General features: G+C 42.9%; 25 protein-coding genes and 1 tRNA gene. 18 read left to right on the top strand and 8 right to left on the bottom strand.

Annotation, left to right across the window (positions count from 1 at the left end; all coding sequences use genetic code 11):
* Positions 1-1130: deoxyribodipyrimidine photo-lyase (locus ACT3RN_RS04705; protein WP_444518511.1), on the bottom strand; the 1130-nt coding region annotated here is incomplete at its 3' end.
* A gap of 201 nt (positions 1131-1331) precedes the next feature.
* On the opposite strand from ACT3RN_RS04705, the gene ACT3RN_RS04700 reads away from it, so the two are divergent.
* The 9 genes from ACT3RN_RS04700 (at position 1332) to ACT3RN_RS04660 (ending at position 10822) form a co-directional block, all read left to right on the top strand.
* The gene (locus tag ACT3RN_RS04700; protein WP_192992355.1) at positions 1332-2015 is read left to right on the top strand and encodes a phosphoribosylanthranilate isomerase; all 684 of its coding nucleotides are present in this window, start codon (positions 1332-1334) and stop codon (positions 2013-2015) included.
* A gap of 86 nt (positions 2016-2101) precedes the next feature.
* Positions 2102-3376, top strand: coding sequence for a tryptophan synthase subunit beta (gene trpB / locus ACT3RN_RS04695; RefSeq protein ID WP_192992354.1), 1275 nt, complete (start codon positions 2102-2104; stop codon positions 3374-3376).
* A 414-nt stretch (positions 3377-3790) separates the two neighbouring features.
* Positions 3791-4123 (top strand): hypothetical protein, encoded by a 333-nt coding sequence (locus ACT3RN_RS04690; protein WP_444518510.1) that lies wholly within the window; start codon positions 3791-3793, stop codon positions 4121-4123.
* 46 nt (positions 4124-4169) lie between these two features.
* Positions 4170-4721: an NADAR family protein gene (locus ACT3RN_RS04685; protein ID WP_192992352.1), complete on the top strand. Its 552-nt coding sequence runs from the start codon at positions 4170-4172 to the stop codon at positions 4719-4721.
* A 76-nt stretch (positions 4722-4797) separates the two neighbouring features.
* Positions 4798-5622: a tryptophan synthase subunit alpha gene (gene trpA / locus ACT3RN_RS04680; RefSeq protein WP_192992351.1), complete on the top strand. Its 825-nt coding sequence runs from the start codon at positions 4798-4800 to the stop codon at positions 5620-5622.
* 346 nt (positions 5623-5968) lie between these two features.
* Entirely contained in the window at positions 5969-6877 is a 909-nt protein-coding gene (gene accD / locus ACT3RN_RS04675) for an acetyl-CoA carboxylase, carboxyltransferase subunit beta (protein WP_192992357.1), read from the top strand.
* Positions 6878-7071: 194 nt separating this feature from the next.
* Positions 7072-8457: a bifunctional folylpolyglutamate synthase/dihydrofolate synthase gene (locus ACT3RN_RS04670; RefSeq protein WP_192520046.1), complete on the top strand. Its 1386-nt coding sequence runs from the start codon at positions 7072-7074 to the stop codon at positions 8455-8457.
* 286 nt (positions 8458-8743) lie between these two features.
* Complete coding sequence (locus tag ACT3RN_RS04665) at positions 8744-9958, top strand: SPOR and LysM peptidoglycan-binding domain-containing protein (RefSeq protein WP_192518038.1); 1215 nt, start codon at positions 8744-8746, stop codon at positions 9956-9958.
* 333 nt (positions 9959-10291) lie between these two features.
* Positions 10292-10822, top strand: a complete 531-nt coding sequence (locus ACT3RN_RS04660) for a DUF2726 domain-containing protein (protein ID WP_192518037.1) — start codon at positions 10292-10294, stop codon at positions 10820-10822.
* A gap of 43 nt (positions 10823-10865) precedes the next feature.
* On the opposite strand, the gene ACT3RN_RS04655 is transcribed toward ACT3RN_RS04660, so the two are convergent.
* From ACT3RN_RS04655 to gatC, 7 genes are all read right to left on the bottom strand, one after another.
* The gene (locus ACT3RN_RS04655) at positions 10866-11840 is read right to left on the bottom strand and encodes a DUF1853 family protein (protein WP_192518036.1); all 975 of its coding nucleotides are present in this window, start codon (positions 11838-11840) and stop codon (positions 10866-10868) included.
* A gap of 102 nt (positions 11841-11942) precedes the next feature.
* The gene (locus ACT3RN_RS04650) at positions 11943-12098 is read right to left on the bottom strand and encodes a hypothetical protein (RefSeq protein ID WP_192518035.1); all 156 of its coding nucleotides are present in this window, start codon (positions 12096-12098) and stop codon (positions 11943-11945) included.
* Between the two features lie 136 nt (positions 12099-12234).
* Entirely contained in the window at positions 12235-13209 is a 975-nt protein-coding gene (locus ACT3RN_RS04645) for a hypothetical protein (protein ID WP_192518034.1), read from the bottom strand.
* A 163-nt stretch (positions 13210-13372) separates the two neighbouring features.
* A tRNA-Pro gene (locus tag ACT3RN_RS04640) sits at positions 13373-13449 on the bottom strand.
* Between the two features lie 114 nt (positions 13450-13563).
* Positions 13564-15093: an Asp-tRNA(Asn)/Glu-tRNA(Gln) amidotransferase subunit GatB gene (gene gatB / locus ACT3RN_RS04635; protein ID WP_192518033.1), complete on the bottom strand. Its 1530-nt coding sequence runs from the start codon at positions 15091-15093 to the stop codon at positions 13564-13566.
* Positions 15093-16589, bottom strand: a complete 1497-nt coding sequence (gene gatA, locus ACT3RN_RS04630; protein WP_192518032.1) for an Asp-tRNA(Asn)/Glu-tRNA(Gln) amidotransferase subunit GatA — start codon at positions 16587-16589, stop codon at positions 15093-15095. Before gatA ends, gatB begins: the two co-directional genes overlap by 1 nt.
* Before the next feature lie 70 nt (positions 16590-16659).
* Positions 16660-16974 carry an Asp-tRNA(Asn)/Glu-tRNA(Gln) amidotransferase subunit GatC gene (gene gatC, locus ACT3RN_RS04625; protein ID WP_192518031.1) on the bottom strand — a complete coding sequence of 105 codons (315 nt, stop codon included), beginning with the start codon at positions 16972-16974 and terminating at the stop codon, positions 16660-16662.
* 590 nt (positions 16975-17564) lie between these two features.
* Here gatC and ACT3RN_RS04620 point away from each other — a divergent pair.
* The 9 genes from ACT3RN_RS04620 (at position 17565) to rplW (ending at position 25305) form a co-directional block, all read left to right on the top strand.
* On the top strand, positions 17565-18602 hold the full coding sequence (locus tag ACT3RN_RS04620; protein WP_318779501.1) for a rod shape-determining protein: 1038 nt from the start codon (positions 17565-17567) through the stop codon (positions 18600-18602).
* 166 nt (positions 18603-18768) lie between these two features.
* Complete coding sequence (mreC, locus tag ACT3RN_RS04615; protein ID WP_192518029.1) at positions 18769-19602, top strand: rod shape-determining protein MreC; 834 nt, start codon at positions 18769-18771, stop codon at positions 19600-19602.
* 230 nt (positions 19603-19832) lie between these two features.
* Positions 19833-20318: a rod shape-determining protein MreD gene (gene mreD / locus ACT3RN_RS04610; protein WP_192518028.1), complete on the top strand. Its 486-nt coding sequence runs from the start codon at positions 19833-19835 to the stop codon at positions 20316-20318.
* A 146-nt stretch (positions 20319-20464) separates the two neighbouring features.
* Positions 20465-21124 (top strand): Maf family protein, encoded by a 660-nt coding sequence (locus tag ACT3RN_RS04605; RefSeq protein WP_192518027.1) that lies wholly within the window; start codon positions 20465-20467, stop codon positions 21122-21124.
* 155 nt (positions 21125-21279) lie between these two features.
* Positions 21280-22878 (top strand): Rne/Rng family ribonuclease, encoded by a 1599-nt coding sequence (locus tag ACT3RN_RS04600; protein ID WP_192518026.1) that lies wholly within the window; start codon positions 21280-21282, stop codon positions 22876-22878.
* Positions 22879-23341: 463 nt separating this feature from the next.
* Positions 23342-23653 (top strand): 30S ribosomal protein S10, encoded by a 312-nt coding sequence (gene rpsJ, locus ACT3RN_RS04595; RefSeq protein ID WP_010196670.1) that lies wholly within the window; start codon positions 23342-23344, stop codon positions 23651-23653.
* Positions 23654-23702: 49 nt separating this feature from the next.
* Positions 23703-24341 (top strand): 50S ribosomal protein L3, encoded by a 639-nt coding sequence (gene rplC / locus ACT3RN_RS04590; RefSeq protein WP_192518025.1) that lies wholly within the window; start codon positions 23703-23705, stop codon positions 24339-24341.
* Positions 24342-24355: 14 nt separating this feature from the next.
* Positions 24356-24958 carry a 50S ribosomal protein L4 gene (gene rplD, locus ACT3RN_RS04585; RefSeq protein ID WP_057758698.1) on the top strand — a complete coding sequence of 201 codons (603 nt, stop codon included), beginning with the start codon at positions 24356-24358 and terminating at the stop codon, positions 24956-24958.
* Entirely contained in the window at positions 24955-25305 is a 351-nt protein-coding gene (gene rplW / locus ACT3RN_RS04580) for a 50S ribosomal protein L23 (protein WP_192518024.1), read from the top strand. Before rplD ends, rplW begins: the two co-directional genes overlap by 4 nt.
* Positions 25306-25313 lie beyond the last annotated feature (8 nt).

Below are 25313 nucleotides of genomic sequence, written 5' to 3'. Positions count from 1 at the left end.
ATGTCAGTCTCATGCTTATACGCCTGATGACGAATCAGCTCTGGCTTATAGTCCAAGACATGACGATAGAAGTCGCGCCATGCCAGCTCACTTATCCAGCGATTGATGTCGTTGTTGTCGCTATCGTTACCGTGCAGTTTTTCTTGAGCTTTATTTGCCTGTAGGTAGCACAGTCTAGGGCTGATCGCGCCAATCGTGAGGTAAGCCGATAATTGACTGGTCGCATGCAAGCTAGGTACATCGCGGCTTACATCATAGTTATTGATGTCTGCATCGACAAACGCTTCTAACTGCTGGCAAGCGGCAGTTTCACCAGCCAGATAAGCATCACGAGTATGTTTGAGTTGCGCCTCCATATCGGCATGATTATTTGACGCATTGATTTCTAGCTGCTTTTGATAGTCTTTGACAGTTTTTGTGCCAAGACTTTTTATCTCTTTTAACGTTTTTGCGTGGTCTTTTGCCAGCTTTAACTCAGTATGGTTACTATCACTGATAGCGACTGCTTCATGCATTTGTATATCGCTCACCTCCAAGGTGTGTCGCCATTTTTTATAAAACGGGGTAAACACTTGGTACATGCTGTCGCCATCGTTGGTTGTGATGGTTTTCGGTGGCAAGATGCACTGATCATGCCAGCGTACAAACTCGATATCGTTCTTTGCTAATTGCTTGGTTAATTGTTCATCACGATCGATCTCATTGCCTTCATATTCATGATTGGCCATGAGCGTACTGATAGCGTTGTTATCACAGATATCGAGTAGTGCGTCAATACAGTCCGAAAAATTCGGACAAACCTGTACTGTTAAAGTGATGTTCAATTGCGACTTTAGAGCTTTTGCGAGGGCAGGTAATGTACGAGCGATAAGATCAAGCTGTGTAAGCGACATATCATGCGTTTGCCATTGCTCAGGCGTGAGAAAAAATATGGCACTAACGAGTGCATTATCTGCATTTGCTTGTTCACAAAGCGCTGCTAAGGCGGTATTATCATGAACGCGCAGGTCACGACGAAACCACATCAAATAATGTGGCGGACTGACGCGATTGGCTTTATCGTTACTACTATTATTACTACTGTCGTTGTTGTCTGTTTTGTTAGCCGTTTTCGACGCAGTCTTAGACATTCAAGTATTCCTATATTAATCATTCGTAATCATAAACAAAACTATGAATAAAAGTATGCTAGGATAAGTTTTTGGATGCAATGGCTTTACTGTTTGAGTAACAAAACCTCACCATATCTCACGATTTGTCTTTGGTTTTTACTTGTTTGATACCGTTATAATTGGTGTCATATTTAGTATCATGAAATGCAAGGTCACGAAATGCACGTCAAGTTCTGCGGTTTTACCCAGCTTAGTGATATACAGACTGCGACACAGTTGGGTGTTGATGCGGTCGGTTTGGTGTTTTATCCGCCCAGTCCTCGTGCTGTCACGCCTGCGCAAGCACAGACCTTGATAGCAGCGCTACCAGCCTTTATCAATGTGGTGGCATTGGTGGTCAATATGCCGCAGGATGAATTGATTGAGCTGGCAGACACTGTGCCGTTTGACATCATACAGTTCCACGGTGATGAGAGCCCTGAGCAGTGCCAGCAGCTGGCGAGTGCAGTCAATAAACGCTGGATTAAAGCGTTGCGTATTAATGCCGATACAGATAGTACTGCTAGCGTCAGCGCTCAGATTGACGAATTTGCAGCAGCAGGGGCGAGTAGTATCTTATTAGATGCTTACCACCAGCATAAATATGGTGGTACTGGTGCGCGTTTTGATTGGAGTTTGATACCAGAGGACAGCTCGCTACCGATTATCTTAGCGGGTGGACTGGATGCCGACAATATCGCTATGACTTTAGAGCTGCCTATCTATGCAGTTGATGTCAGTGGCGGTATTGAAGCTGATAAAGGTAAAAAAGATGCCGCCAAGATGAAAGCATTTATGAAAGCGGTAAAACGCGACCGATGGCAAAATGCGACGCCTAGCGAACCTTCGAACACAAGTAGCTAGTTTACAACCCGCTCTATAACTTGTTACTTACCCTATTTCTTTCTTATTTATTCTAAAAAATACCACTTATTACAGTAGGAATTACCATGAGTCATGTCGATAATAAAAACCCATCTGCCACCGCACAATCTGTCAATACGTTTACCAATCCAGCAGACGTAAATGACTTTAATCAATACCCTGATGCTCGCGGGCACTTCGGTGTACACGGTGGTCGTTTTGTCTCTGAAACGCTGATGGCTGCGCTAGAAGAGCTAGAGACGCTATATACCAAAGTCAAAGCAGACCCTGCATTCTGGGAAGAGTACCACAATGATTTGGTCAATTATGTCGGTCGCCCCACACCGCTATATCATGCCAAGCGATTGAGTGATGAGATTGGTGGTGCTCAGATTTACTTCAAACGTGAAGATTTGAACCATACTGGCGCACATAAAGTTAATAACACCATCGGTCAGGCACTGCTTGCCAAAATGTGCGGCAAGAAACGTATCATCGCTGAAACTGGTGCAGGACAGCACGGTGTAGCGACTGCAACGATTGCTGCCCGTTTGGGACTAGAGTGTATCGTTTATATGGGTGCGGATGATGTCGAGCGTCAAAAGATGAACGTCTATCGTATGCGTTTGCTGGGTGCAACGGTTGTACCAGTGACCTCTGGCTCACGTACGCTCAAAGACGCGATGAACGAAGCCATGCGTGACTGGGTGACCAATGTAGATAGCACGTATTACATCATTGGCACGGTCGCAGGTCCACATCCTTATCCGTTATTGGTTCGTGATTTTCAAGCGATTATCGGAAAAGAAGCACGTATTCAACATCTCGAAAAAACAGGTAAATTGCCTGATGCACTAGTTGCTTGTGTCGGTGGTGGTTCAAATGCCATTGGTCTGTTCTTTGACTTCCTAAACGATACTGATGTCAAAATGTATGGCGTCGAGGCGACAGGTGATGGTATCGAAACAGGTCGTCATTCAGCACCACTGGCTGCTGGTCGTATCGGTGTACTGCATGGTAATCGTACTTATCTGATGGCAGATGACGATGGTCAAATTCAAGAAACCCATTCTATCTCAGCCGGACTCGATTATCCTGGTGTAGGTCCTGAGCACAGCTTCTTAAAAGATATGAAGCGCGTGGAGTATGTCGGCTGTACGGATAAAGAAGCGCTGGCAGGATTCCATGAAGCCACGCGTAAAGAAGGTATTATCCCTGCACTTGAGACCTCTCATGCTATTGCTTATGCGCTTAAACTGGCTAAGACCATGGCGCCTGATCAAACGATTATCGTCAATATGTCAGGTCGCGGTGACAAGGATCTGCATTCAGTGATGAAGGCAGAAGGGATTGAGATGTAAAATCGACAGTGTTCATGTTAAGGATACTGTTTAAAGACATTGTATTGTTCTTAAGGTGAGTAAAGGATAGTGGTTGCTAATTTATATACACTTAAAAAAGTTTTAGATGATTCAGCAATCACTTTACCTTTTACGATTGGTTCGATTTTACCTGAGGATAGCGTTCGGTTCTATCAAACCAGTTTTTTTGTGGAAGCCATAAGATCGTCATTCTCATACGCTATGGTTTTTATAGCACTTTATACGCTATCATTTTTCTTTATTGACTCAAATGTAATGAACCTCTTAACCATCTATTTTGTCATTTATATAGTCTGGTATTGGGTCGCAGCGTATTATAAGTTTATTAAAAATATAGGTGCTAACTTACCAAGAGAAAAGCTAGCTGATAAGCTGAAATGGTGTTCGACACCTATGTTATTCGTTAATACTCATGATATTACGGTGCTTGCTTGTAACAGTACAGCTGAATACAAAATAAATCTTGATGACGTTTATAAAATTATTTATAACGCTCATGATTCGGATATGGGTATTTTGTTTTTTGCTAAAGTGTCAGGTAGTGAAAACTACGAGAATACTAATGCGTATCAAGCGTTACTAAAATCGCCTCTCGATACTTATATGCTTCAAGAGCAGTCAGGTAAGCAGTATCGAATTGATAGAAAGCAGGTCGCTAAGTTACTTAATGAGATCCTTAACAATAACTATGACCATTTAACCTCAAGTAATGTTGGATGCGAGTAGAATATGACAGTTTTAATAATAAAGTTAAACCACTAAAGGATTAACGGTGCCAACTTATAATTTAGACAGCCTTATTAAGCAATATCGTTCCAAAAAGCGTTTGAAGTATATTTACTTTTGGGGGCATCAACCACGTGCAGATGGTTCTATTGATAAGAGCTGCTTTAGCCAATGGTGGCAATCACCTTTTACGATTGATAATGTGAGCTATCGCACAGCCGAGCATTATATGATGGCACAAAAGGCATTGTTATTTAATGATCATGACAGTTTTGACAAAATTATTAATGCGGGTCATCCAAAGCAAGCCAAAGACTTGGGGCGTAAGGTGATTGGTTTTGATGAAACTATTTGGCAAAACTATCGTTTCAATATCGTGATAGATGCCAATTTAGCAAAGTTTGGTCAGCATGAAGCACTTGGTCAATACTTACTAAATACTGGTAATAGAGTATTGGTTGAGGCCAGTCCTTGTGACAAAGTTTGGGGCGTAGGATTAGCAGCAGACGATGAGCGTATTTCAAACCCAGAGAAATGGCATGGCCTAAACTTACTTGGTTTTGCCCTGATGACGGTACGAGATAAACTGAACGACTAAGAGATGATAGCAACTTTATATTATTGAATGATTGAATTGTTAATATTAAAAATCCAAAAACATTTTAGAGACCACTATGACCAGAATTGAAAGCACTTTTGCAACGTTAAAATCACAAAACAAAAAAGCCCTGATTCCTTATGCAATGGCGGGCGACCCTAATCCGACCACGACAGTCGGCTTGCTACACGATTTAGTGAAGCACGGCGCTGATATGATCGAAGTCGGTTTGCCGTTCTCTGATCCAATGGCCGATGGTCCAACCGTTGCGTTAGCAGGCGAGCGTGCACTAGCAGCAGGCACGAGCACTCGTGATGCATTAAAAATGGTCGAAGAGTTTCGTCAAACAGACACGCAGACGCCAATTATTCTGATGGGTTATCTCAATCCAGTTGAAATCATTGGTTATGATAATTTTGTGGCGCTATGTGAGCAGTCAGGCGTTGACGGTATATTGATGGTTGATTTGCCACCAGCAGAGGCGGGTAGCTTCACGCAGCATCTGACCGATCATTCGATGAATGAGATTTTCTTATTATCACCAACGACTTTACCGGAGCGCCGTGAGCAGGTATTGACCCATTGTGGCGGTTATATTTATTATGTATCACTGAAGGGCGTTACTGGTTCGGCCACGCTCGATACTGACTCTGTTGCGACTCAAGTCCAAGCGATTAAAGCTGAGACAGATTTGCCAGTATGTGTGGGCTTTGGTATCCGTGATGGTGCCTCTGCCAAGGCGATTGGCACGCATGCGGATGGTGTTATTGTAGGTAGTGCACTGGTACAGAACTTTGCTGATATCGATGCCAATGATACAGCAGCGGTTGCAGCTGCTCAGCAGAAAATAATGGCTAAAATGGATGAGCTACGCGCTGCACTGGACAGCTTGAGTGCTTAAGCCGAGCATAAGTGAAGGGTAAGCCAAGCCTAAGTTAAAATAATTTAAGTTGTCATCATTCAGGTTTTCATTGCATTGCGAGTCACAGTATTTATAAACAGCTGTATGGATAAATAACAATGTTTATAAAGACACTAATAAATGACTTTGCTAAAGTTAGTTTACGTGTGTAAACTAACCCCATACATAAATTGTTACAGTTGCGCGTAAGTGTGCCTTATAACTGCTCATGTTATGACTATATGTGACTTTTAAATTTACTCTTAGGGACAAGTGAATGAGCCAACTTGTCGATAAGCCTTTGATAATGGCGAATAATATGACTGATACGATAACAAAACCTGATATGACTACTTCTAATAATGCTGAGACAAAAACCAACACATCTGGAGCATCGTGGTTTAACCGTCCGATACCAGGCGTTAAGCAACAATTGACAGCGCCATTGAGTGCAGTAGAGACAGAACCTTCGACCAAGTGTAGTAGCTGTCATTCGATGATTACCAATACATCGTTAATTTTTAATTGCTATGTGTGCCCACATTGTGATCATCATTTACCGATGAGTGCTCGTGAGCGTCTAAACTGGTTGCTTGATCAAGTAAATGGCGAGCTGGGGCAAGAGTTTGTTGCCAAAGATCCGCTCAGTTTTGTGGACAGTAAGCCGTATCCAAAGCGTATGGCAGAAGCGCAAGAAAAAACAGGTGAGTCTGAGGCGCTGATTGTGTTGTATGGCAAGCTACGTAACCTCGATGTGGTGACTTGTGCCTTTGATTTCCGCTTTATGGGTGGATCTATGGGCTCAGTCGTTGGTGATCGTTTTGTCCAAGCTGCCGAAAAAGCGTTAGAAGATAAAGTGCCTTTAGTGTGCTTTGCTGCTTCAGGCGGTGCGCGTATGCAAGAAGGTCTGTTGTCTTTGATGCAAATGGCACGAACCGCAGCTGCGATTGAGCGCTTGAGAATTGCTGGTATTCCGTATATCGTTGTCTTGACCAATCCTGTTTATGGTGGTGTAACGGCATCTTTGGCTATGATTGGGGATATTCACTTAGCGGAACCAAAAGCAATGATTGGTTTTGCGGGCAAGCGCGTGATTGAACAAACCGTACGTGAAACGTTAGAAGAACCGTTCCAACGTGCTGAGTTTTTGTTAGAGCACGGCGTAGTAGATGAGGTGGTGCATCGTCATCAACTGATTGATACCATTTATCGTCTGTTAGCGAAACTAAGCCAGGTGCCTAATATGAGTGCGTAGCACACAGTGGACGCTTGGTTTCAAATGAGTAGGTAATTGGGTTTATAACTGCCTAGTATCATGTGTTAATATTTCTACAATACTCAAAAATTTCTAATAGCATTTATCGTCATATAACGGTAAATGCTATTTTTGGTTTTAGTTAGCGAATATACTGTCTTTATTTTTTATAATATTTTATATAGGTTTGAACCATGTCCGATTCTCTAGATTCTAGTCCGTGTAGTCCCAAAGACACAGCCAGTTTGACGGAGTGGCTCGATTACATGCAGCAGATACACGTGTCGGCGATAGATATGGGTTTATCACGTGTTTTGCCAGTGGCTGAGGCATTAGGCGTGGTACAGTCGGCCAAAGATGATGCTTATGTATTTACGGTAGCAGGCACCAATGGTAAAGGCTCAACGACCGCTGTCATCGCACAAATGTGTCAAGCCGCAGGTTATAAGACTGCACTGTATCAATCACCACATTTGAGTGCTTTTAATGAGCGGGTGCGTATCAATGGTGAGATGGTTAGTGATCAAACCTTAATTGATGCTTTTGGTAAAGTAGAAACTGCACGATTAAAGTGTGGCTTAACGTTATCATTTTTTGAGATGACAACACTGGCGGCACTACTCATATTTTCTGAGGCAGATTGTGATGTATGGGTATTGGAAATTGGGTTAGGTGGTCGCTTAGATGTGGTCAATATCATTGATCCTGATATGGCGGTAATTACCAATATTGGTATTGATCATGTCGACTGGTTGGGTGACAACATGGAAGATATCGGCGCAGAAAAAGCAGGTATTTTACGTGATGATATTAGCTTAATTTATGGTGCTGCGGAGATGCCCAATAGTGTAAAACAGGCTATTGATAAGCATCAGGCAAACTGTTATCAAGTAGAGAAAGATTTTAGCTATCGTGTCATTGATGCAACGACGTGGCAATATAGCAATGCGGCAGTCAGCATGCAGCTGCCGCGTCCAGCATTGTCGTTGATTAATACTGCCAATGCCTTGTCAGCAGTACTCGCAAGTTCGTTAACTATTGATACCCTTGCTATCGAGCAAGCACTGCAATCAGTCAAGTTAGCAGGTCGTTTTGACTATCGTGAGAGCCATAATCGTCACTGGCTGTTTGATGTGGCGCACAATGAACAAGGTGTTGAGTTTTTATTGACACAGCTATTACCACTTTGGCAGCAGCATTTGGCAAATCAAAGCACATTTGATACCTCAAATCAAAATGACCAAGCCAGTGATGCACCTGCTACCATTAAAATGCTGTTTTCTATGTTGGCTGATAAGGACATCGAAAAAGTTGTACAGCGTTTGACTGAAGCAGGCTTGCCTATTAGTGAGTGGTTTATCGCTGAGATTGATTATCCTCGGGCAGCGAGTACGGAGCATTTACAGGGTGTTTTATTGAACTATGTTGATGGCGCTAAGATACACAGCTTGGATCATCTGCAGCAAGCGACTGATGCGGTAATAGCTACCAGTCAGTCACAGGATTTAATTGTGGTTTGTGGTTCTTTTCATACGATTGGAGAGGCATTGGTTGCATTGGACGACAATGGCTTAAGATAAAAAAATCGTGATGTAATGTTAATCCTAACCATTATGTGATGGCAGACAGCATGTATGTGATGGCAGACAGCATGAAAAATATGCTTTATAATCAAAGTGCTTTTTACATTATAACTATAGTTTGAAAGTTGATTGACATAATTGGTGGCAAAATTCAGTCTTTTTTAGTCCATTTAGATGGCTGTCGATTGAATTGAAAACACGCCCTAATGCTATTAATAATATAATTTGAGAGAGTAGCGATGCCGCTCAATCAACCTTATTACCAACTAAGAGACGTAAACGGATGAACTTTTCGAGACAAGCCTTATTGGGCATTGGGATGATTATAGGCGGTAGCGTGATGCTATACGCTATGGTGCAACAGATTGGTGATAGTAATAGTGAACCCGCACCAGTATCAGCGATGATAGATGAACCAAGTACTGAGAACGCATCGGCACAGCCGTTGACCACAGATATCGAGACAGAAAAACGTATCTTGGCACAAAAACAAAAAGAGCGCGCAGCCCGTGTCGCAGAGCAAGAAAAGCGTGCGCAGCAGTTTTTGACAGAACAAGAGGCGGCTGAGGCAGAAGCACTGGCTAAAGCACGCGCAGAAAGCCAGCAGTATCTGGCTAATAGTGCACCTATTAGTAATGATAGTGACGACTCAGAAACGGCACAAAATATTACTGATTCTCTGACTGTTCAGCCTCGTACTGATAATAAGCCGACTGAGAGTGAACAGCAAGAAGCAGCTCAAGAAGCAAAGAGAGAGGCTGAGATTAAAGAACAAGCCGTTGCTAAAAAATTAGCAGAGAGCAAAAAAGAAGCGGAGCTAAAGAAACAGGCTGAAGCCAAGAAACAAGCAGATGCTAAAAAGAAAGCTGAGGCCGAAGCTAAAGCCAAAGCATTAGCAGAGGAGAAGAAGAAAAAAGAAGCTGCCGAAGCGGCTAAAAAAGAGCCACCAAAATCCCCTATTGAATATCAAGTGAAAAGAGGCGATGGACTTATTAAGCTTGCAAGACAATACAACATACCAGTAGAAGTCTTGGCTCAAGCCAATGATATCTCACCGTCATCATCGTTACAGTTGGGGCAAAGTATAACGATTCCATCACGCCTTCAAATACAACGTTTAGAGCGTGAAGCGGCAGCAGCTGAAAAAGCACGTGAAGAAAAACGTAAAAAAGAAGAAGCGTTAGCTAAGAAGTCAGCTGAGGCTAAACGTGAAGCGCAGCAAAAACTCAGTGAAGCTCGTCAGCAAGTGAAAGAAACTGATGCAAAAGGCAACTTTGGTGTGCAGGTAGCCTTGGCAGACGATCAAGCCAGAGCGGATGATTTGGCAAAAAAATTCCAAGCAGCAGGCTATCAAGTTAAAACCAGTCGTACCAGTCGCGGTGTCCGAGTTATCGTTGGTCCTGAGCGTGGTAAAATTGCAGCTTTGGCCCTAAAAGATAAAATTAATAGCGACCCTAAGGTCGATACAACAGGTGCTTGGGTGTTATTCTGGCGCTAGCCTATTGCCTAAGTAATATGTAGCGTTTTAACCGGAGCGTGTTTGATCCTTCGATCATGGTACTGCCTATTTACGCAAGCTCAACACGCTTAAGTTTGTTTGGACTCTCTTATCTAACTATTTCTATGATTAAAACACGACATCTGATGTCGTGTTTTTTGCTTTACCGTTTGCCGATTGGCAAAAGCTTGGTTACGATAAGCACCGATTTTCTTTCTTTATAACCTGTCAGCCTAAAAAGGTTGACCTGCCGTGACTGTCCGTAAATGGCTTTTATAAAATAGCAAAGTTATCACTTTAGCCAGTCACTCTCATATTGTATAAGGTAAAACCATGTCATTTGGCGTTGTATTTTTAATATTGGCCGTTGGGTTTTTAGGGCTGATTACGTTACCCAAGTTATTGTCAAAACGTCAAAGTAGTGAGCCTGATCCCAAGCCTGTACGCGGCGATGATTTGGCTATTTGGCCATTTGCACCGATGCCAATCATGACAGATACTGAGGTAATATTTTTTAAAAAATTAAGCAATGCGCTGCCTGAATATCACATATTTGTCCAAGTTCAGCTATCACGAATTATTGAAGCCAATAGTACCGAGACCTCTGAGCGTAGCTTTTGGTTCAACCGTATCTGCCGTCAAAGCGTCGATTATGTAATCGTAGATATGGATGCTCAGACCACACTGGTTGCTATCGAGCTTGATGATTGGACCCACACGAGTAAAGCGCGTCAAAAGGCTGATGATAAGAAAGACAAAGCTTTAGCCAGTGCAGGGATTGCGATGGTGCGATTTCATGCGGAGCGGATACCGAGTGCTGATATGTTGAGGTATGAGCTGATGCAAGTGATTGAGAATTATTGAGAGTGCTGATTAGGTGAGGATGATTTTATAAAAACCCTTACCATTAGTTGTGCTGTCTCGTATAGATAACGATTGGTCTATCACCTGCAAAGTACAGCCCTGATGCGAGCGGTGTGTCACCAGTACAAACTACTGGTGGCTGCTGTTTATCATAAACGTTATGTCGATCATAAACATTGCGCTCATCATAAAAGCTACGCTTGGTAAACCACTCAATATAATGTGCGGCTCGCAATGTCGCCATATTGATTGTAGCTAGGGTAGCTGGATCATTTTTATCACACCATTCATGTAGCGGAAAGTTAGATGCTAGCCAGCTAGGATAGCTAAAGTTATGTGTATTCAATGGTACAAAGAATCGTCCTTTTATAACGCCATAACGCTTATCGATTTTAACGTGTCCATGGTTTTCCGTATCCACCCACACCGCTCGAAACTGCTTGGTTTGCATGTGTGTCATCTTGCGCTGTAGATTGTCTTTAGAGTTGATTCCTACCCAGTTTATAGGCTCGAACGGCGCGGAGCCCATAAAGAACTTGATGGCTAGTTCCCAATGCTCGACCAGCTGCTCTGCATGATTGTATAAGATTAAATCTAGCTCACCAGTGGTCTGTTTGCCATTATAGAGCTGCACATTATTAGCCAGTGTCTCATACGGATGCAGCTTGCGCGCAAACCCATCTTCTAACCAAAATGACACCAACCCTTCAAAGTGAAACCCTAGTCGATTGGGGCTTGGGCGCTTGAGTAAGTAGCGAGTCAGTGCTTGATAGTCAGTGGTGGTGTCTAGCTCCATTAATCGTTGCTCATACGCCTCAAACTGCGACTGCCAAAAGCTAGCGTTATGTACTGAAACAGCATGTGTGTTCTCATGCGGTGCAAAGTCTAGCCAATGCGTCAAGACATTAGGACACGCCAGTACATAAGCCAAATCGCGCACATAAGGTCGGCGGTAACGCTCCCAATGAGTGTTATCTATAAGGCGGGTAGAGTTGGACTGAGCGATAGGCTCGGACATAAGATAAACCAGTGTAAAGGTGTAGCATTTACCCTAACGGCTCGCTCTATAAAAGTCTATAGATGACAAGTATCGGCTAGGGTAGTGCTTAGTTTTTTAGCGCTAAAATATGATATTAATGTGATGGATATGAATGTGGATATCAGGCGGTGATAGCAAGTAAGGTAATAGAATACTGAGTACCATTTTTAGTATCGGGAGTAGTCGTTTTAATAAATTGCTAGGCGCGTTATGCGGTGGTTGGTTGTGCTGGGTCATGCTCATAGCTCCATATTGTGTATTGAGCCGTAAAGGTATTCTACGACTTTCAACATAGTTCTATGGTATACGGAGATAAGGGGGTCAGATAAGGTCATATGACGGTCATATGCCCCTAAAACATGACGATATGACCCTAATTATTTAGGTCTTTAATTTTTAGCTGATAGGCTTTTTTTAACCAGTAAGCTATAAAATTAGGTGATAGTGGGGTGTTGAGGTTTTTTGAAGCACTCTCGATTAATAGGTTAGTTTTGCCTTTACCGCCTAGTGTCAGTTCATATTTAAGTTCACTCAATAAGGTATAGATTAGCTCAGCTACTTTAGCTTCTGAGTTGGGCGCTAACTTCTTATCATCAACTAGTTTGTCTGCTAATTCAGCTTTGGCTTGTACAAGTTGGCTTTTAAGGTCTGCTATTTGATTGTTAGCAGTTGTTAATGCTTCTATTAATTGCTCATTGGTCTTAGGTTTTCCATGCGCTACTGTTGATGTTCCCATTGAAGAACTGCCGGTAGTTTTATTTTCCTCTATATCAGCAACTAATTTCGCATTTTGTGCTTGTACGTCTGATAACTCATCTTTGACGCTTTTTAACTCGCTACTTTTTTCATTGAACAACTTATCTAAATCAGCCTTAGGAAATCTCAAATCAGAAAGCTCTACGATTGACGGTGCCATATCATCACCAAACTCTATTGAAGTAAACCTACTACCAATTATATTTTTATATTTATTATCATTATCATAAATCGGCAGTTCATCCTTATCATGCAGTAAATAATAGCTGTAATAGTTTTGTATTATTCTTAAATTCGCTTCGTCTTTTAGTACTGAGGGAGCTTCTGGTACATGGAAGTATCCTGATATATAGAACTCAAATTCTTCTATTTGTTCAATTGAACCATTTTCAGCAATCTTTAGCGTTTCAATAGTAGCAAAATCATTATAATGAAATACGATGCTCAGTTTCTGTTCGTTATGAAGGTCTAAGATAGCATCTTTCAATCTATAGTAATCTTCTTCTATTTCTAAGTTATAAGAATACCCATACTGGTTTATATACTCACCTACATCTTCAAGACTTAAGAAGTCCTTAAACAAATAACTCACATTCACACCCCTATACCCTTAAACAAAAATAAGTACAAGCCAGCCTTAAAATGTGTGAACGGCTGACTTTCGATTGTTCATCATACAACCACCAACCAAATTTAGCACAAAAAAAAGCCAACCATTGAAAACAATGATTGGCTTTTCTCTTTACTGCTATGTTTGGTCGGAACGGCAGGATTTGAACCTGCGACCACTACACCCCCAGTGTAGTGCGCTACCAGACTGCGCTACGCCCCGAATGACTGACTATTTTACGCAAAATTGCACATATTGCAAGAGCTATTTATTTTGCCCAAAGCCCAACGCGCAGTTTTACGTATAGCCGTCAGCATCGCCATTTAAGCGTTCACCTTAACCCAAAAGCTCTTTTAAGATTTGGTTCACTTGCTGCGGGTTGGCACTACCGCGACTGGCTTTCATGACTTGACCGACCAGACCGTTAAAGGCTTTTTCCTTACCGCCGCGATATTCTTCGACCATCGCTTCATTTTTTGCGATGACTTCTTCTACCATGGCCTTGATAGCGCCAGTATCGGTTTCTTGCTTGAGGCCTTTGTCTTTAATGATCTTATCTGCAGCATCATCGCCATCGCCGCCTTCGCGCTCGTACAGGGCGCTAAAGACTTTCTTAGCCATTTTGCCAGACAGCGTGTCATCTTTGATACGCTTAAGCAGGCCAGCCAGTTGTTTGGCGCTGATAGGGGAGTCGATGATGTCTTTGTCATCTTTATTCAGTGCGCCTAGCAGATCACCCATGACCCAGTTACCTGCCATTTTGGCATCTGACTGACCGATTTCTGCGACCACTGCTTCGAAATAATCGGCTAGCTGACGACTACCAGTCAAGATACGCGCGTCATACTCTGACAGTTCAAGCACTTCTTCAAAACGCGCACGACGAGCCACAGGTAGCTCTGGCATTGCTGCTTTAATCGCATCAACCGTATGCTGCTCGATGCGTACTGGTAGTAGGTCAGGGTCAGGGAAGTAGCGATAGTCGTTGGCGTCTTCTTTGGTACGCATAGTACGCGTTTCATCGCGATCTGGATCATATAGCATGGTTGCTTGTACGACCTTGCCACCATCTTCGATGATATCGATTTGACGCTCGATTTCACGGTTGATAGCACGTTCGATGAAACGGAACGAGTTTAGGTTTTTGAGCTCAGTACGTGTACCGAGATCGGCACCAGGCTTGCGTACCGAGACGTTACAGTCACAGCGGAACGAGCCTTCGGCCATCACTGCGTCTGAGATGCCGAGCCATGTCACTAGCTGATGGATGGCTTTGATATAGGCAAGTGCTTCGTGAGCAGAGCGCATATCTGGCTCAGAGACGATTTCGATCAGCGGCGTACCTGCACGGTTAAGATCGACACCAGTCATACCATCGACTGCGTCATGCACCGATTTACCAGCATCTTCTTCTAGATGCGCACGGGTGATGCCCATACGTTTTGGGTATTCGTTCTTTTCGCCTTCGTTGACCACGACATCGATGTAACCTTCGCCGACGATAGGGTTGGCCATCTGAGTGATTTGATAGCCTTTTGGCAAGTCAGGGTAGAAGTAGTTTTTACGATCAAATGTATTAAACAGACCCAATTCAGCATTGACGCCGATGCCGAATTTGAGCGCGCGATCGACCACGCCAGCATTTAGCACAGGCAATACGCCAGGTAGACCCAAGTCTACGATACTGGCTTGGCTGTTTGGCTCGTGACCGAAGTCAGTTGGCGCACTGGAGAATATCTTACTTTCCGTATTTAGCTGGCAGTGAATCTCGATACCGATGACCACTTCGTAGCCATCGACAAACAGCTCTTTACGCACGGCGTGTTCACGGACGGCATTGTTATCAGTAGTAGTTGCTGTGTTCATTATACCGTCTCCTTTGCGATGGCTGAATGTTGTAGATGATGATCGGTATGCTGCTGGAACAGATGCGCAGTCGTGAGTAGTTGACTCTCTTGCCAGTGTTTACCGATTAATTGCAAGCCAATAGGCAGACCTTCTGTGGTTAAACCAACTGGCTGACTGAGTGCAGGCAGACCCGCTAGGTTGACAGCGATGGTATACACGTCACCTAAGTACATGGTCGCAGGGTCCAAATTGTCACTGAGTTTATAAGCGGCAGTCGGTGCAGTTGGGCTAGCAATCACATCACAGCTAGCAAACGCTTCATCGAAGTCTTTGACGATTAAGCGGCGGATTTTCTGTGCTTTGGTATAGTACGCATCGAAGTAACCAGCCGATAGGGCGTAAGTCCCTGTCAAGATACGGCGCTGTACTTCAGGGCCAAAACCTTCAGAGCGTGAGCGTGTATATAGGTCAATCAGATCCGTTGGGTTCTCACAGCGATAGCCAAAACGTACCCCATCGAAACGTGATAGGTTCGATGAAGCTTCAGCAGGTGCTAGCATATAGTAAGTGGCAAGCGTGATTTCAGGATCAGTGATGTTTACTTCTACGATCGTTGCGCCTAGCTCTTCGTATTTTTTTAAGGCGGCGCGTGCTGCTTGCTCAACTTCGCTATCCAGTCCTGTACCGAAGTATTCTTTGGCCACACCGATACGAAGACCGTCAAATGGCTTGTCACCAGCAGTGGCTTCTGCCTCGTTGATATCTTGTACATAGTCAGGCATATCATATTGGATAGAAGTTGCATCACGTGGATCGTGACCAATCATCGGCTGGAGTAGGTAAGCACAGTCTTTGGCGCTGCGTCCCATGCTACCCGCTTGGTCTAGACTTGAGGCATAAGCAATCATACCGAAGCGTGACACACGCCCATAAGTAGGTTTGATACCGGTTAAGCCGCAGAAAGAAGCAGGCTGACGAATTGAGCCACCAGTATCACTACCTGTTGCCATTGGCGCAAAACCTGCCGCAACCGCAGCAGCACTACCACCTGATGAGCCACCGGGTACACGTTCTAAGTTCCAAGGGTTTTGTACGGTGCCATAATATGAGCTGCTATTGTCTGAGCCCATTGCAAACTCATCCATATTGAGCTTACCCAAGCTAATCATGCCCGCTTTATTGATATTAGAGACGATAGTTGCGTCATATGGTGAGACAAAGTTATGCAGCATTTTAGAGCCACAAGTTGTTAGCACACCTTGAGTACAAAAGATGTCTTTGTGCGCCATTGGTACACCAAGTAGTGGACGCTTATCGCCCTGCGCACGCATCTCGTCTGCTGCTTTTGCTTGTGCGTGTGCTGTTTCAGAGGTGTGAGTGATAAAGCTGTTAATCTTGCTGTCTAGCGCATCAATACGCTTGATATAGTGTTCGGTTAATTCTGTGCTGCTAAATTGTTTGTCTTGCAAGCCCGTAATGAGCTGCTCAGTACTTAATAAATGAAGTTCAGACATAAGGTGTCGTCCGTCAAAATGTGAATAGCATTAAATGGGATAAAATAAGCATAAAAATCAATAGAACAAATTATTCAATGACTTGTGGTACTAGATACAGACCGTCTTCTACTGCAGGCGCAACGGATTGATTACGCTCACGATTGATATCGTGTTTAGCGACATCAGCACGCAGCTCTTGGCAAGCTTCATGAATATTGGCCAATGGTTTGATATCAGTGGTATCAACGTTAGATAGCGTATTCATCAGCTTTAGTACTTTACTGATGTCGTCGGCATAGCTATCGGCTGTATTTTCATCGACACCTAAGCGTGCAAGGTTGGCAACTTCTAGGATTTCTTCACGGCTGACGTTGCTGTCAGACGTTGCTGGTTGCTGTGACATGGTTTCTCCAGTGAAGGACAGTTTTTGTTAGATTTAGGTTACAAGTAGCTACTATAAGTAAGCGCTAAGATAATATCTTATATAAAGTTGTTTTATTATAAAGCATCTGACCCAAGTTTACAGAGCATGACGCTTGATTGGTGCACAATATCGATTAAGAAAGCATGGTTTACAAAACTGACTATATAATTCACGATTGATTCTCAATTGCTTACCCATTGAGCGCTGAAATACGTTACAGTATGTACCTGTGCTACTAAGCAAAATTATCGCCTGCCTGTAGAGCCCTTGTTAGTTATTGAATTAGATGGTGTTTCATTAATATGAATGGTAGAGACTACTATTTCAAATTTTGTAACAACTTTTAGCGTTTAAGACCAAAATCCTTACGTATTGATGCAAATACCTGTGTTTTTTTTGAGCTAAATAGGTATAATTTAGCTCGATTTTTCCATTTCATCATTATTGCTTAGGTTTCACTTGTTGCGATGTTCAGCTTTTGCTTCAAGTAATGTCTATCGACGACCTGCTCAACACTGACGAGTAACACCTCAGTCAATCTCATTCGCCTCATTCGTAAGACGCTGGATATATTAGTCATGAACCTGTTTGGATTTTTATCAAATAATATCGCTATCGACCTCGGTACTGCGAACACCCTAATTTTTATTCCTAATAAAGGCGTCGTACTTGACGAGCCTACGGTAGTGGCGTTACGAAGTAATCGTACGCAGAACCCTACTGTTGCTGCTGTTGGTATCGATGCCAAGCAGATGCTAGGCCGTACTCCTGCCAATATTACAGCGATTCGTCCATTAAAAGATGGGGTGATTGCTGACTTTGAAGTGACACAAAAGATGCTCAAGCACTTTATCATGAAGGTAAAGGCAAAGCGTTTTCTAGCGCAGCCTAATGTCGTGGTGTGTGTGCCTTGTAAGTCTACTCTCGTCGAGCGTAAAGCGATACGTGAAGCAGTATCATCAGCAGGTGCCAGTAAAGTATTGTTGCTAGAAGAGCCAATGGCCGCAGCGATTGGTGCTGGTATGCCAGTTCATGAAGCTAGTGGTTCGATGGTTGTTGATATAGGTGGTGGTACGACTGAAATTGCTGTTATCGCGCTATCTGGTTGCGTCTATGCTGAGTCGATTCGGATTGGTGGCGATATGTTTGATGAAGCCATTATTACTCATGTCCGTCGTACTCATGGCTGTGTGATCGGTGAGACAACGGCTGAGCGTATCAAACAAGAAGTGGGCTCTGCATTGAATGAGGACAGTCAGTTAGAAGTAGAAGTGCGTGGTCGTAGCATGGCTGAAGGTGTGCCAAAAACATTCACGATCAACTCAGAAGAAATACAAAAAGCACTGAGTGATCCACTAAGTGGTATTGTAAGTGCGGTTAAAGCGGCCCTTGAACAAACGCCACCTGAGCTATCATCAGATATCGCAGAGCGTGGTATTGTCTTGACTGGTGGCGGTGCGTTATTACGTGATTTAGATAAGTTGATTTCAAGAGAAACAGGTTTGCCTGTGACTGTTGCCGAAGATCCGCTGACTTGTGTCAGTCGTGGTGGTGGTATTGCACTTGATTTTATCAATAACAAAAGTTTGAATATGATTTTTGTTTGAGCTATTTAAATTAAGATAAAAGAATTGGCTGTAACTATATAAAGGTAAAGATAAGGATAAAGGTAAAGGTAAAGGCAGCCAGTTGTGCTGCCTTTAATCACATTAATAAAGGCTAGAATTCAGCACTGGCTACTGTTTATTTTATAACCCCTGAGTTAGACGACTTATGATTCCAAGTATTTTTGCGCGCCAGCCGTTAGCACTTCGTAAGACTGCCATAGTACTGATAGCAGCTTTAGTACTGATGTGGTTCGATAGCAAAAATCCAGAATGGTTTAATTCAATACGCAATACTAGCCATGCTGCTATGCAACCGATCTATGAGTTGTCACTATTACCCAGCTATGCCAAACATTGGGCGAGTGGAAGCTTACAGTCTAAAGAAACACTACGCCGCGAAAATATACAATTAAAGTCGCAACTGATACACGCACAAGCTAAGCTTCAGCAACAAGATTATATCTTGGCACAAAATGCACGCCTGCAAGGTATTTTATCAACCACTAAGCCTGAGCAGTTTGAGCTCAACCTAGCACAGGTTATCGGTACTGATACCAATTTACTTAGACAAATTGTGATGCTTAATAAAGGTGCACGAGATGGGGTGCAAGTTGGACAAACGGTTATTGACGAAACGGGTATTTTAGGGCAAATCATTAATGTCTATCCTAATACCAGTCGCTTGCTACTGATAACCGATGAACAGCAATCAGTTGCCGTTACTGTTAAACGTACTGGTCAGCGCGCTATCGTTACCGGACAAGGAATACCAACCTCGCTGAGCCTTGATTATGTATTCAAAACATCAGACGTACGTGTGGGTGATGAGTTGGTTTCATCAGGGCTAGGCGGCCGGATTCCAGCAGGTTACCGAGTCGGCCGTGTGGCTCATATCCAAAATACCCAAGCCGATAATTTTAAAACTATAGAAGTGACACCAGCAGCAAATTTTATCGATAACGCTTATGTGCTCATTCTCCAAGATAAGCTAGCCAACTAAATAGTGTTACTCATCAGTGCCGCTTAGTATCGAGCTATTCATCCAATATTTGACATTGTTCGGCAAAACTTTGCCATCTTTAGCCTATATAGATGACTATCGATTGGAGTAAAGATACACCCTAGTAGCCGCCTATATACTCATTATCTGTTTAGTCACAGTGAACATCACATCAATGCTTAATTATGTTTTAATAGCAGCCGCTAATACACCCGCTAAGGTAAGTACTCATGTCGTATCCTGACTCCGAGAATGCAACGGTACTAATCATTGTTACGATTATTCTTAGCTTCGTTGTTGCCTCATCACTTAATATTTATCCATTAAGTCCTAGCATGGCTACATTGCGTCCTATGGTGATGGTGATGGTTTTGGTTTTTTGGTTGTTGTTTCAACCACGTTATGTCGGTATCTTTACGGCATTTACTATCGGTTTTATTGCTGATTTATTGATGGATACTCATCTAGGACAGCAAGCCTTTGCCGCAGTAGTAGTAGCGTTCGTGATTAAACTGACCAGTATCTATGTTAAGCAATTAAATACCGTTAGTGCATGGGTAATCGCTAGTCTAGGATTGATTGTATTTCAAATAACGCTATGGGTATTGCAGATGTTTGTTCAAAACATCTTTGTTGCACAATCCGCTTTTTCATTAATGATTAGTATCCTAAGCTGGCCATTGGTATTACTTGTTTTACGCAAGTTTACACGTTAATTAAAGAGGCGGTTGCTAACGTTTGGCGCTAGTCGTCATGAATGAGTAGTTGAGCGTGATTTTTTGATTTGAGCATCTATTATCTACAAAACTTCTATGAAGGTAAGTTTTCAACACACAATAATTTATACAGTAAGAGAGTAGCGATGGATATTGTTTTGGCATCTGGTTCGCCGCGCCGCCGTGAGCTATTGGAAAGAGCAAGGCTGAACTTTAGTATCTTGAGTGCAGATATCAATGAAACACGCTATGATAATGAGTCGCCAAAAGACTATATCGAGCGCATGGTCGCTACCAAAGCTGAGGCTGCGATAAAACAGCTAAATGAAAAGATCCAAGCTAATACAATGGACTGTGCTGAGCCGCTTATTATCTTAACCTCAGATACCATTGGTGTATTAGCAGATGGTAAAACTGTATTGGTCAAACCCGTTGACCGTGAGCACGCTTATGATATGTGGCAGCAAATGTCTGATAATGTTCATGAGGTTTGGACGGCTGTGCAAGCGACTCAAGTATCATTATTACCAGGTCTTGCTAATTTAACGACTGATTATCAGCAAGGTTTTCAAGTTGTTAACCGCCAACAAATCACTGAACGCACAGAAGTTACATTTGTTCCGCTGACGGAGCAGATGATGAGCGACTACTGGGACAGTGGTGAGCCTGCTGACAAAGCAGGTGGTTATGGCATTCAAGGGTTAGGTGCTGCATGGGTAAGCCGTATTAATGGTAGCTACACTAACGTCGTTGGCTTACCTCTATCGCAAACATTAGCACTTATTAGAGACATGCAAGCAGGTTAAGCAAATATTATGAACCTGTTAAAAGTGAATGACTGATGTTCTGCACATAATGACACGGTAGGGTAATGGGCAAGAGTAAGTCGCATTTGTTACACTATAAAGCTAATAGGCGATGAACGCCTAACAAAAAAGCTGAGAGATAAGAGAAAAACATTATGTCCGAAGAGCTGCTCATTAATATTAGTCCAATGGAGTCCCGTGTTGCAGTATTAGACAATGGTATCTTGGGCGAGATTTATATCGAACGTCATCATAAACTGGGTTTGGTTGGTAATATTTATCTGGGTACGGTTGTCCGTGTCCTACCTGGTATGCAAGCAGCGTTTGTTGATATTGGTCAGTCACGTACAGCTTTTTTGCATGTCAATGATATGCAGCGTGAGCCGCGCCCAGTCGCAGAAAGTAAAAATAAAGCCACTGTACATAAAGAAAGTGATACAGACCGTGGCCTTGTGGATACTTCTAACGATGATTTGGCCGTTATGTCACCTGTCGTTAGCGTGCCAAGCTCGGAAATTATGCCTGTTTCTAAAACATTGATTCAGCATCGTCTACACGAAAGTCAACGTATCTTAGTGCAAGTCACGAAAGATCAGCTGGGTAGTAAAGGTGCTCGTCTAACCACCAATATATCGCTACCGTCACGCTATTTGGTATATCTACCATCAAGTGAACATATTGGTATATCGCAGCGTATTGATGGTGACGAAGAGCGTACGCGTCTAAAGACTGAACTTAGTAGCTTGATGCAGACGGTTAATCTAAAAGGTGGATTGATTGCTCGTACTGCTGCTGAACGTGTTCCTGTCGAAAAGCTTGAAGAAGATATCTACTATCTGCTACAGCTGTGGCGCACTATCTGTGCTCGTCGCCAAGAAATAAACCATCATCAAAGCTCAGAGCTTATTTACCAAGAACTGGCACTGCCATTAAGATCTATTCGTGACTTGGTACATGCTGATACCGAAAAAGTCATCATCGATAATACACAGATATATGAGCAAGTAAGATACTTTGCCAAAGAGTTTGTGCCTTTTGTCTATGATCGAATCGTACACTATACTGCTGAGCAATCCCTATTTGATATACATCGTGTCGAAGACGACTTACGTGATGCCTTAAAACGCCGTGTAGATCTAAAGTCAGGCGGTTATTTGATTATCGATCAAACAGAAGCGATGACTACTATTGATGTGAATACTGGCTCTTTCGTGGGTGGCCGCTCATTAGAAGACACCGTTTATAAGACCAACCTAGAAGCGACTCATGCTATTGCTCGTCAGCTACGTTTGCGAAATCTAGGTGGCATCATTATTTTAGATTTTATCGATATGCTAGAGCAACAGCACAAAGACGATGTGTTAGAGAGTTTACAAGCTCAGTTGAAGCAAGATTATGCCAAGACTAAGATTACGCAAGTCAGTGAGCTTGGCTTGGTAGAGATGACTCGTAAACGTACCCGTGAGTCATTAGGGCAGCAGCTTTGTGAGCCGTGCCCAACCTGTCAAGGCCGTGGCTTTGTAAAAACAGCTGAAACAGTATGTTTTGAGATATTTCGTGAGATTATGCGCTGTGCTCGCACTTATAACTCTCCCAAAAAATTCACTGTCGTGGCTCACGCATCAGTCATTGATTTACTACTAACGACAGAGTCAGATACCGTAGCAGACTTAGAATATTTGCTTGGTAGAGTGATTACTTTTGATGTGGAAAATCTCTATACTCAAGAACAATACGATATTGTTTTAGACTGATAGCTTATCTGCTATAGATAGTAGAATCATTAGAAAACAATACGATATTGTTTTAGACTGATAGCTTATCTGCTATAGATAGTAGAATCATTAGAAATAGATGATGATGCTTAAAAAGCGTAATATCCAGATCGACTACAGATATAGTTCTTGCAATGAACGAAATAATATGTATAATACACACCACTGAATTAAATATGCGCAGCTGACTAGAAAGGCTGGCGCTATGACAGCTAGAGCATCGTTTCTAGCACTATTTCATTATGCCTTTGCTGCTTTCCAATATATAGGAGGGTCGGCGGGGCTTTAAACTATTTTACTTTTGGCACGCTATAAGTTCGGATAAAGAACTCATTCTGGTTAAGAACAGAAGGCCGCTTTAAGTGAATATTTAACCAAACGGCTTTTGATCATATCTTTGCAAAGCAAGAATGACAAAAGCACATATTAGGAGCTTGCTGGCATGGCTAACCAGAGAATCCGTATCCGTCTTAAGTCTTTTGATCATCGTTTGATCGATCAATCTGCACAAGAGATTGTTGATACTGCAAAGCGCACCGGTGCGCAAGTTTGTGGTCCTGTACCGTTGCCGACTCGCATTGAGCGCTTCAACGTTCTAACCTCACCACATGTTAACAAAGACGCGCGTGATCAGTACGAAATCCGTACTCATAAGCGTATGGTTGATATCGTTCAACCTACTGACAAAACTGTGGATGCGCTAATGAAATTAGATTTAGCGGCGGGTGTTGACGTTCAAATTGCTTTGGGTTAATGCACATTACACACCCAACCCATTAATATAAGATATAAAGAGGTCTAAAATGGCGATCGGTTTAGTCGGTAAAAAATGCGGCATGACCCGTGTCTTCACTGAAACAGGCGCATCTATCCCTGTGACAGTAGTTGAGGTCGATGCAAACCGCATTACTCAAGTAAAAAATACTGATGTAGATGGTTATCAAGCCATCCAAATTACCACAGGCACCCGTCGTGACAGCCGCGTAACAGCTGCACAGAAAGGTCACTTCGCTAAAGCTGGTGTTAAAGCTGGCCGTGGTGTTTGGGAGTTTCGTGCCAACGATAGCGATCTTGAAGGTCGTGAGATTGGTGGTGAAATTCTAGCTGACCTGTTCGAACAAGGTCAAATGGTTGATGTTACAGGAAACAGCAAAGGTAAAGGCTTCCAAGGTCCTGTAAAGCGTCACAACTTTAATATGCAAGATGCTACTCATGGTAACTCAGTATCTCATCGTGCACATGGTTCAACTGGTCAGAACCAGTCACCAGGTAAAGTATTCAAAGGCAAAAAGATGGCGGGTCAGATGGGTAACAAACGTGTTACCGTTCAAGGCCTAGAAGTGATTTCGGTTGATGCCGAAAAAGGGTTACTTGTCATCAAGGGTGCTATCCCAGGTGCCACCGGTGGCGATGTTATCGTACGTCCGTCAGTCAAAGCCTAAGCAAGGGGATTAACGTGGATTTAAAAACAGTTACAGGTGCGGCGGTTGAGCTTTCTGATACGGCATTTGGTCGTGAATTCAACGAAGCACTAGTGCATCAAGTCGTCACCGCTTATTTAGCTGGTGCTCGCCAAGGTACACGCGCACAAAAAACCCGTGCCGAAGTTTCTGGCGGTGGTATCAAGCCATGGCGCCAAAAAGGTACTGGTCGCGCTCGTGCGGGTTCTATTCGTAGCCCAATCTGGCGTTCAGGTGGTCGTGCATTCGCTGCAAAACCACAAGATTGGTCACAGAAAGTAAACCGTAAAATGTATCGCGGTGCGATGCAGTGCATCCTAGCCGAATTGATTCGCCAAGAGCGTTTGATTTTGGTAGAAGAGTTGAGCGTTTCTGGGCCGAAAACCAAAGAGCTGATTGCTAAGTTGAACGATTTAAATGCACCTCGTGCACTAATCGTGACTAAAGAAGTTGATGAAAACTTATACTTGGCTGCTCGCAACATTCCACATGTCAATGTACTTGGTACAAATGAAGTGGACCCAGTGAGCTTGATCGCATTTGATAAAGTGATCATGTCAGTTGAAGCTGCGAAACAATTTGAGGAAGCACTAGCATGAATAACGCAAGACTTTATCAGGTCTTAAGAGGGCCTGTATTCTCAGAAAAATCTCAAATGCTTGGCGACTCACTTGGTGTGCAGGTATTTAAAGTTGATTCTAATGCTACTAAGCTAGAAGTCAAAAAAGCAGTTGAGTTGATGTTTGAAGGTGTTGAAGTTACTAAAGTGAACACTTTGAATGTTAAAGGTAAGACAAAGCGTTTTGGTAAAAGCATCGGCCGTCGTAACGACTATAAAAAAGCCTATGTTACCTTAAAAGCTGGTCAAGATGTACAAATGGCTGATGCTGGTGAAGAAGTAGTAAATACTACTGATTCTGCTAGTGAAACAGCGAATAACGAATAAGGATTACA

The organism is Psychrobacter sp. AOP5-GZ1-6 (assembly GCF_052376345.1).
Lineage (GTDB): Bacteria > Pseudomonadota > Gammaproteobacteria > Pseudomonadales > Moraxellaceae > Psychrobacter.
This window is presented reverse-complemented; position numbering and strand designations above follow the sequence as displayed.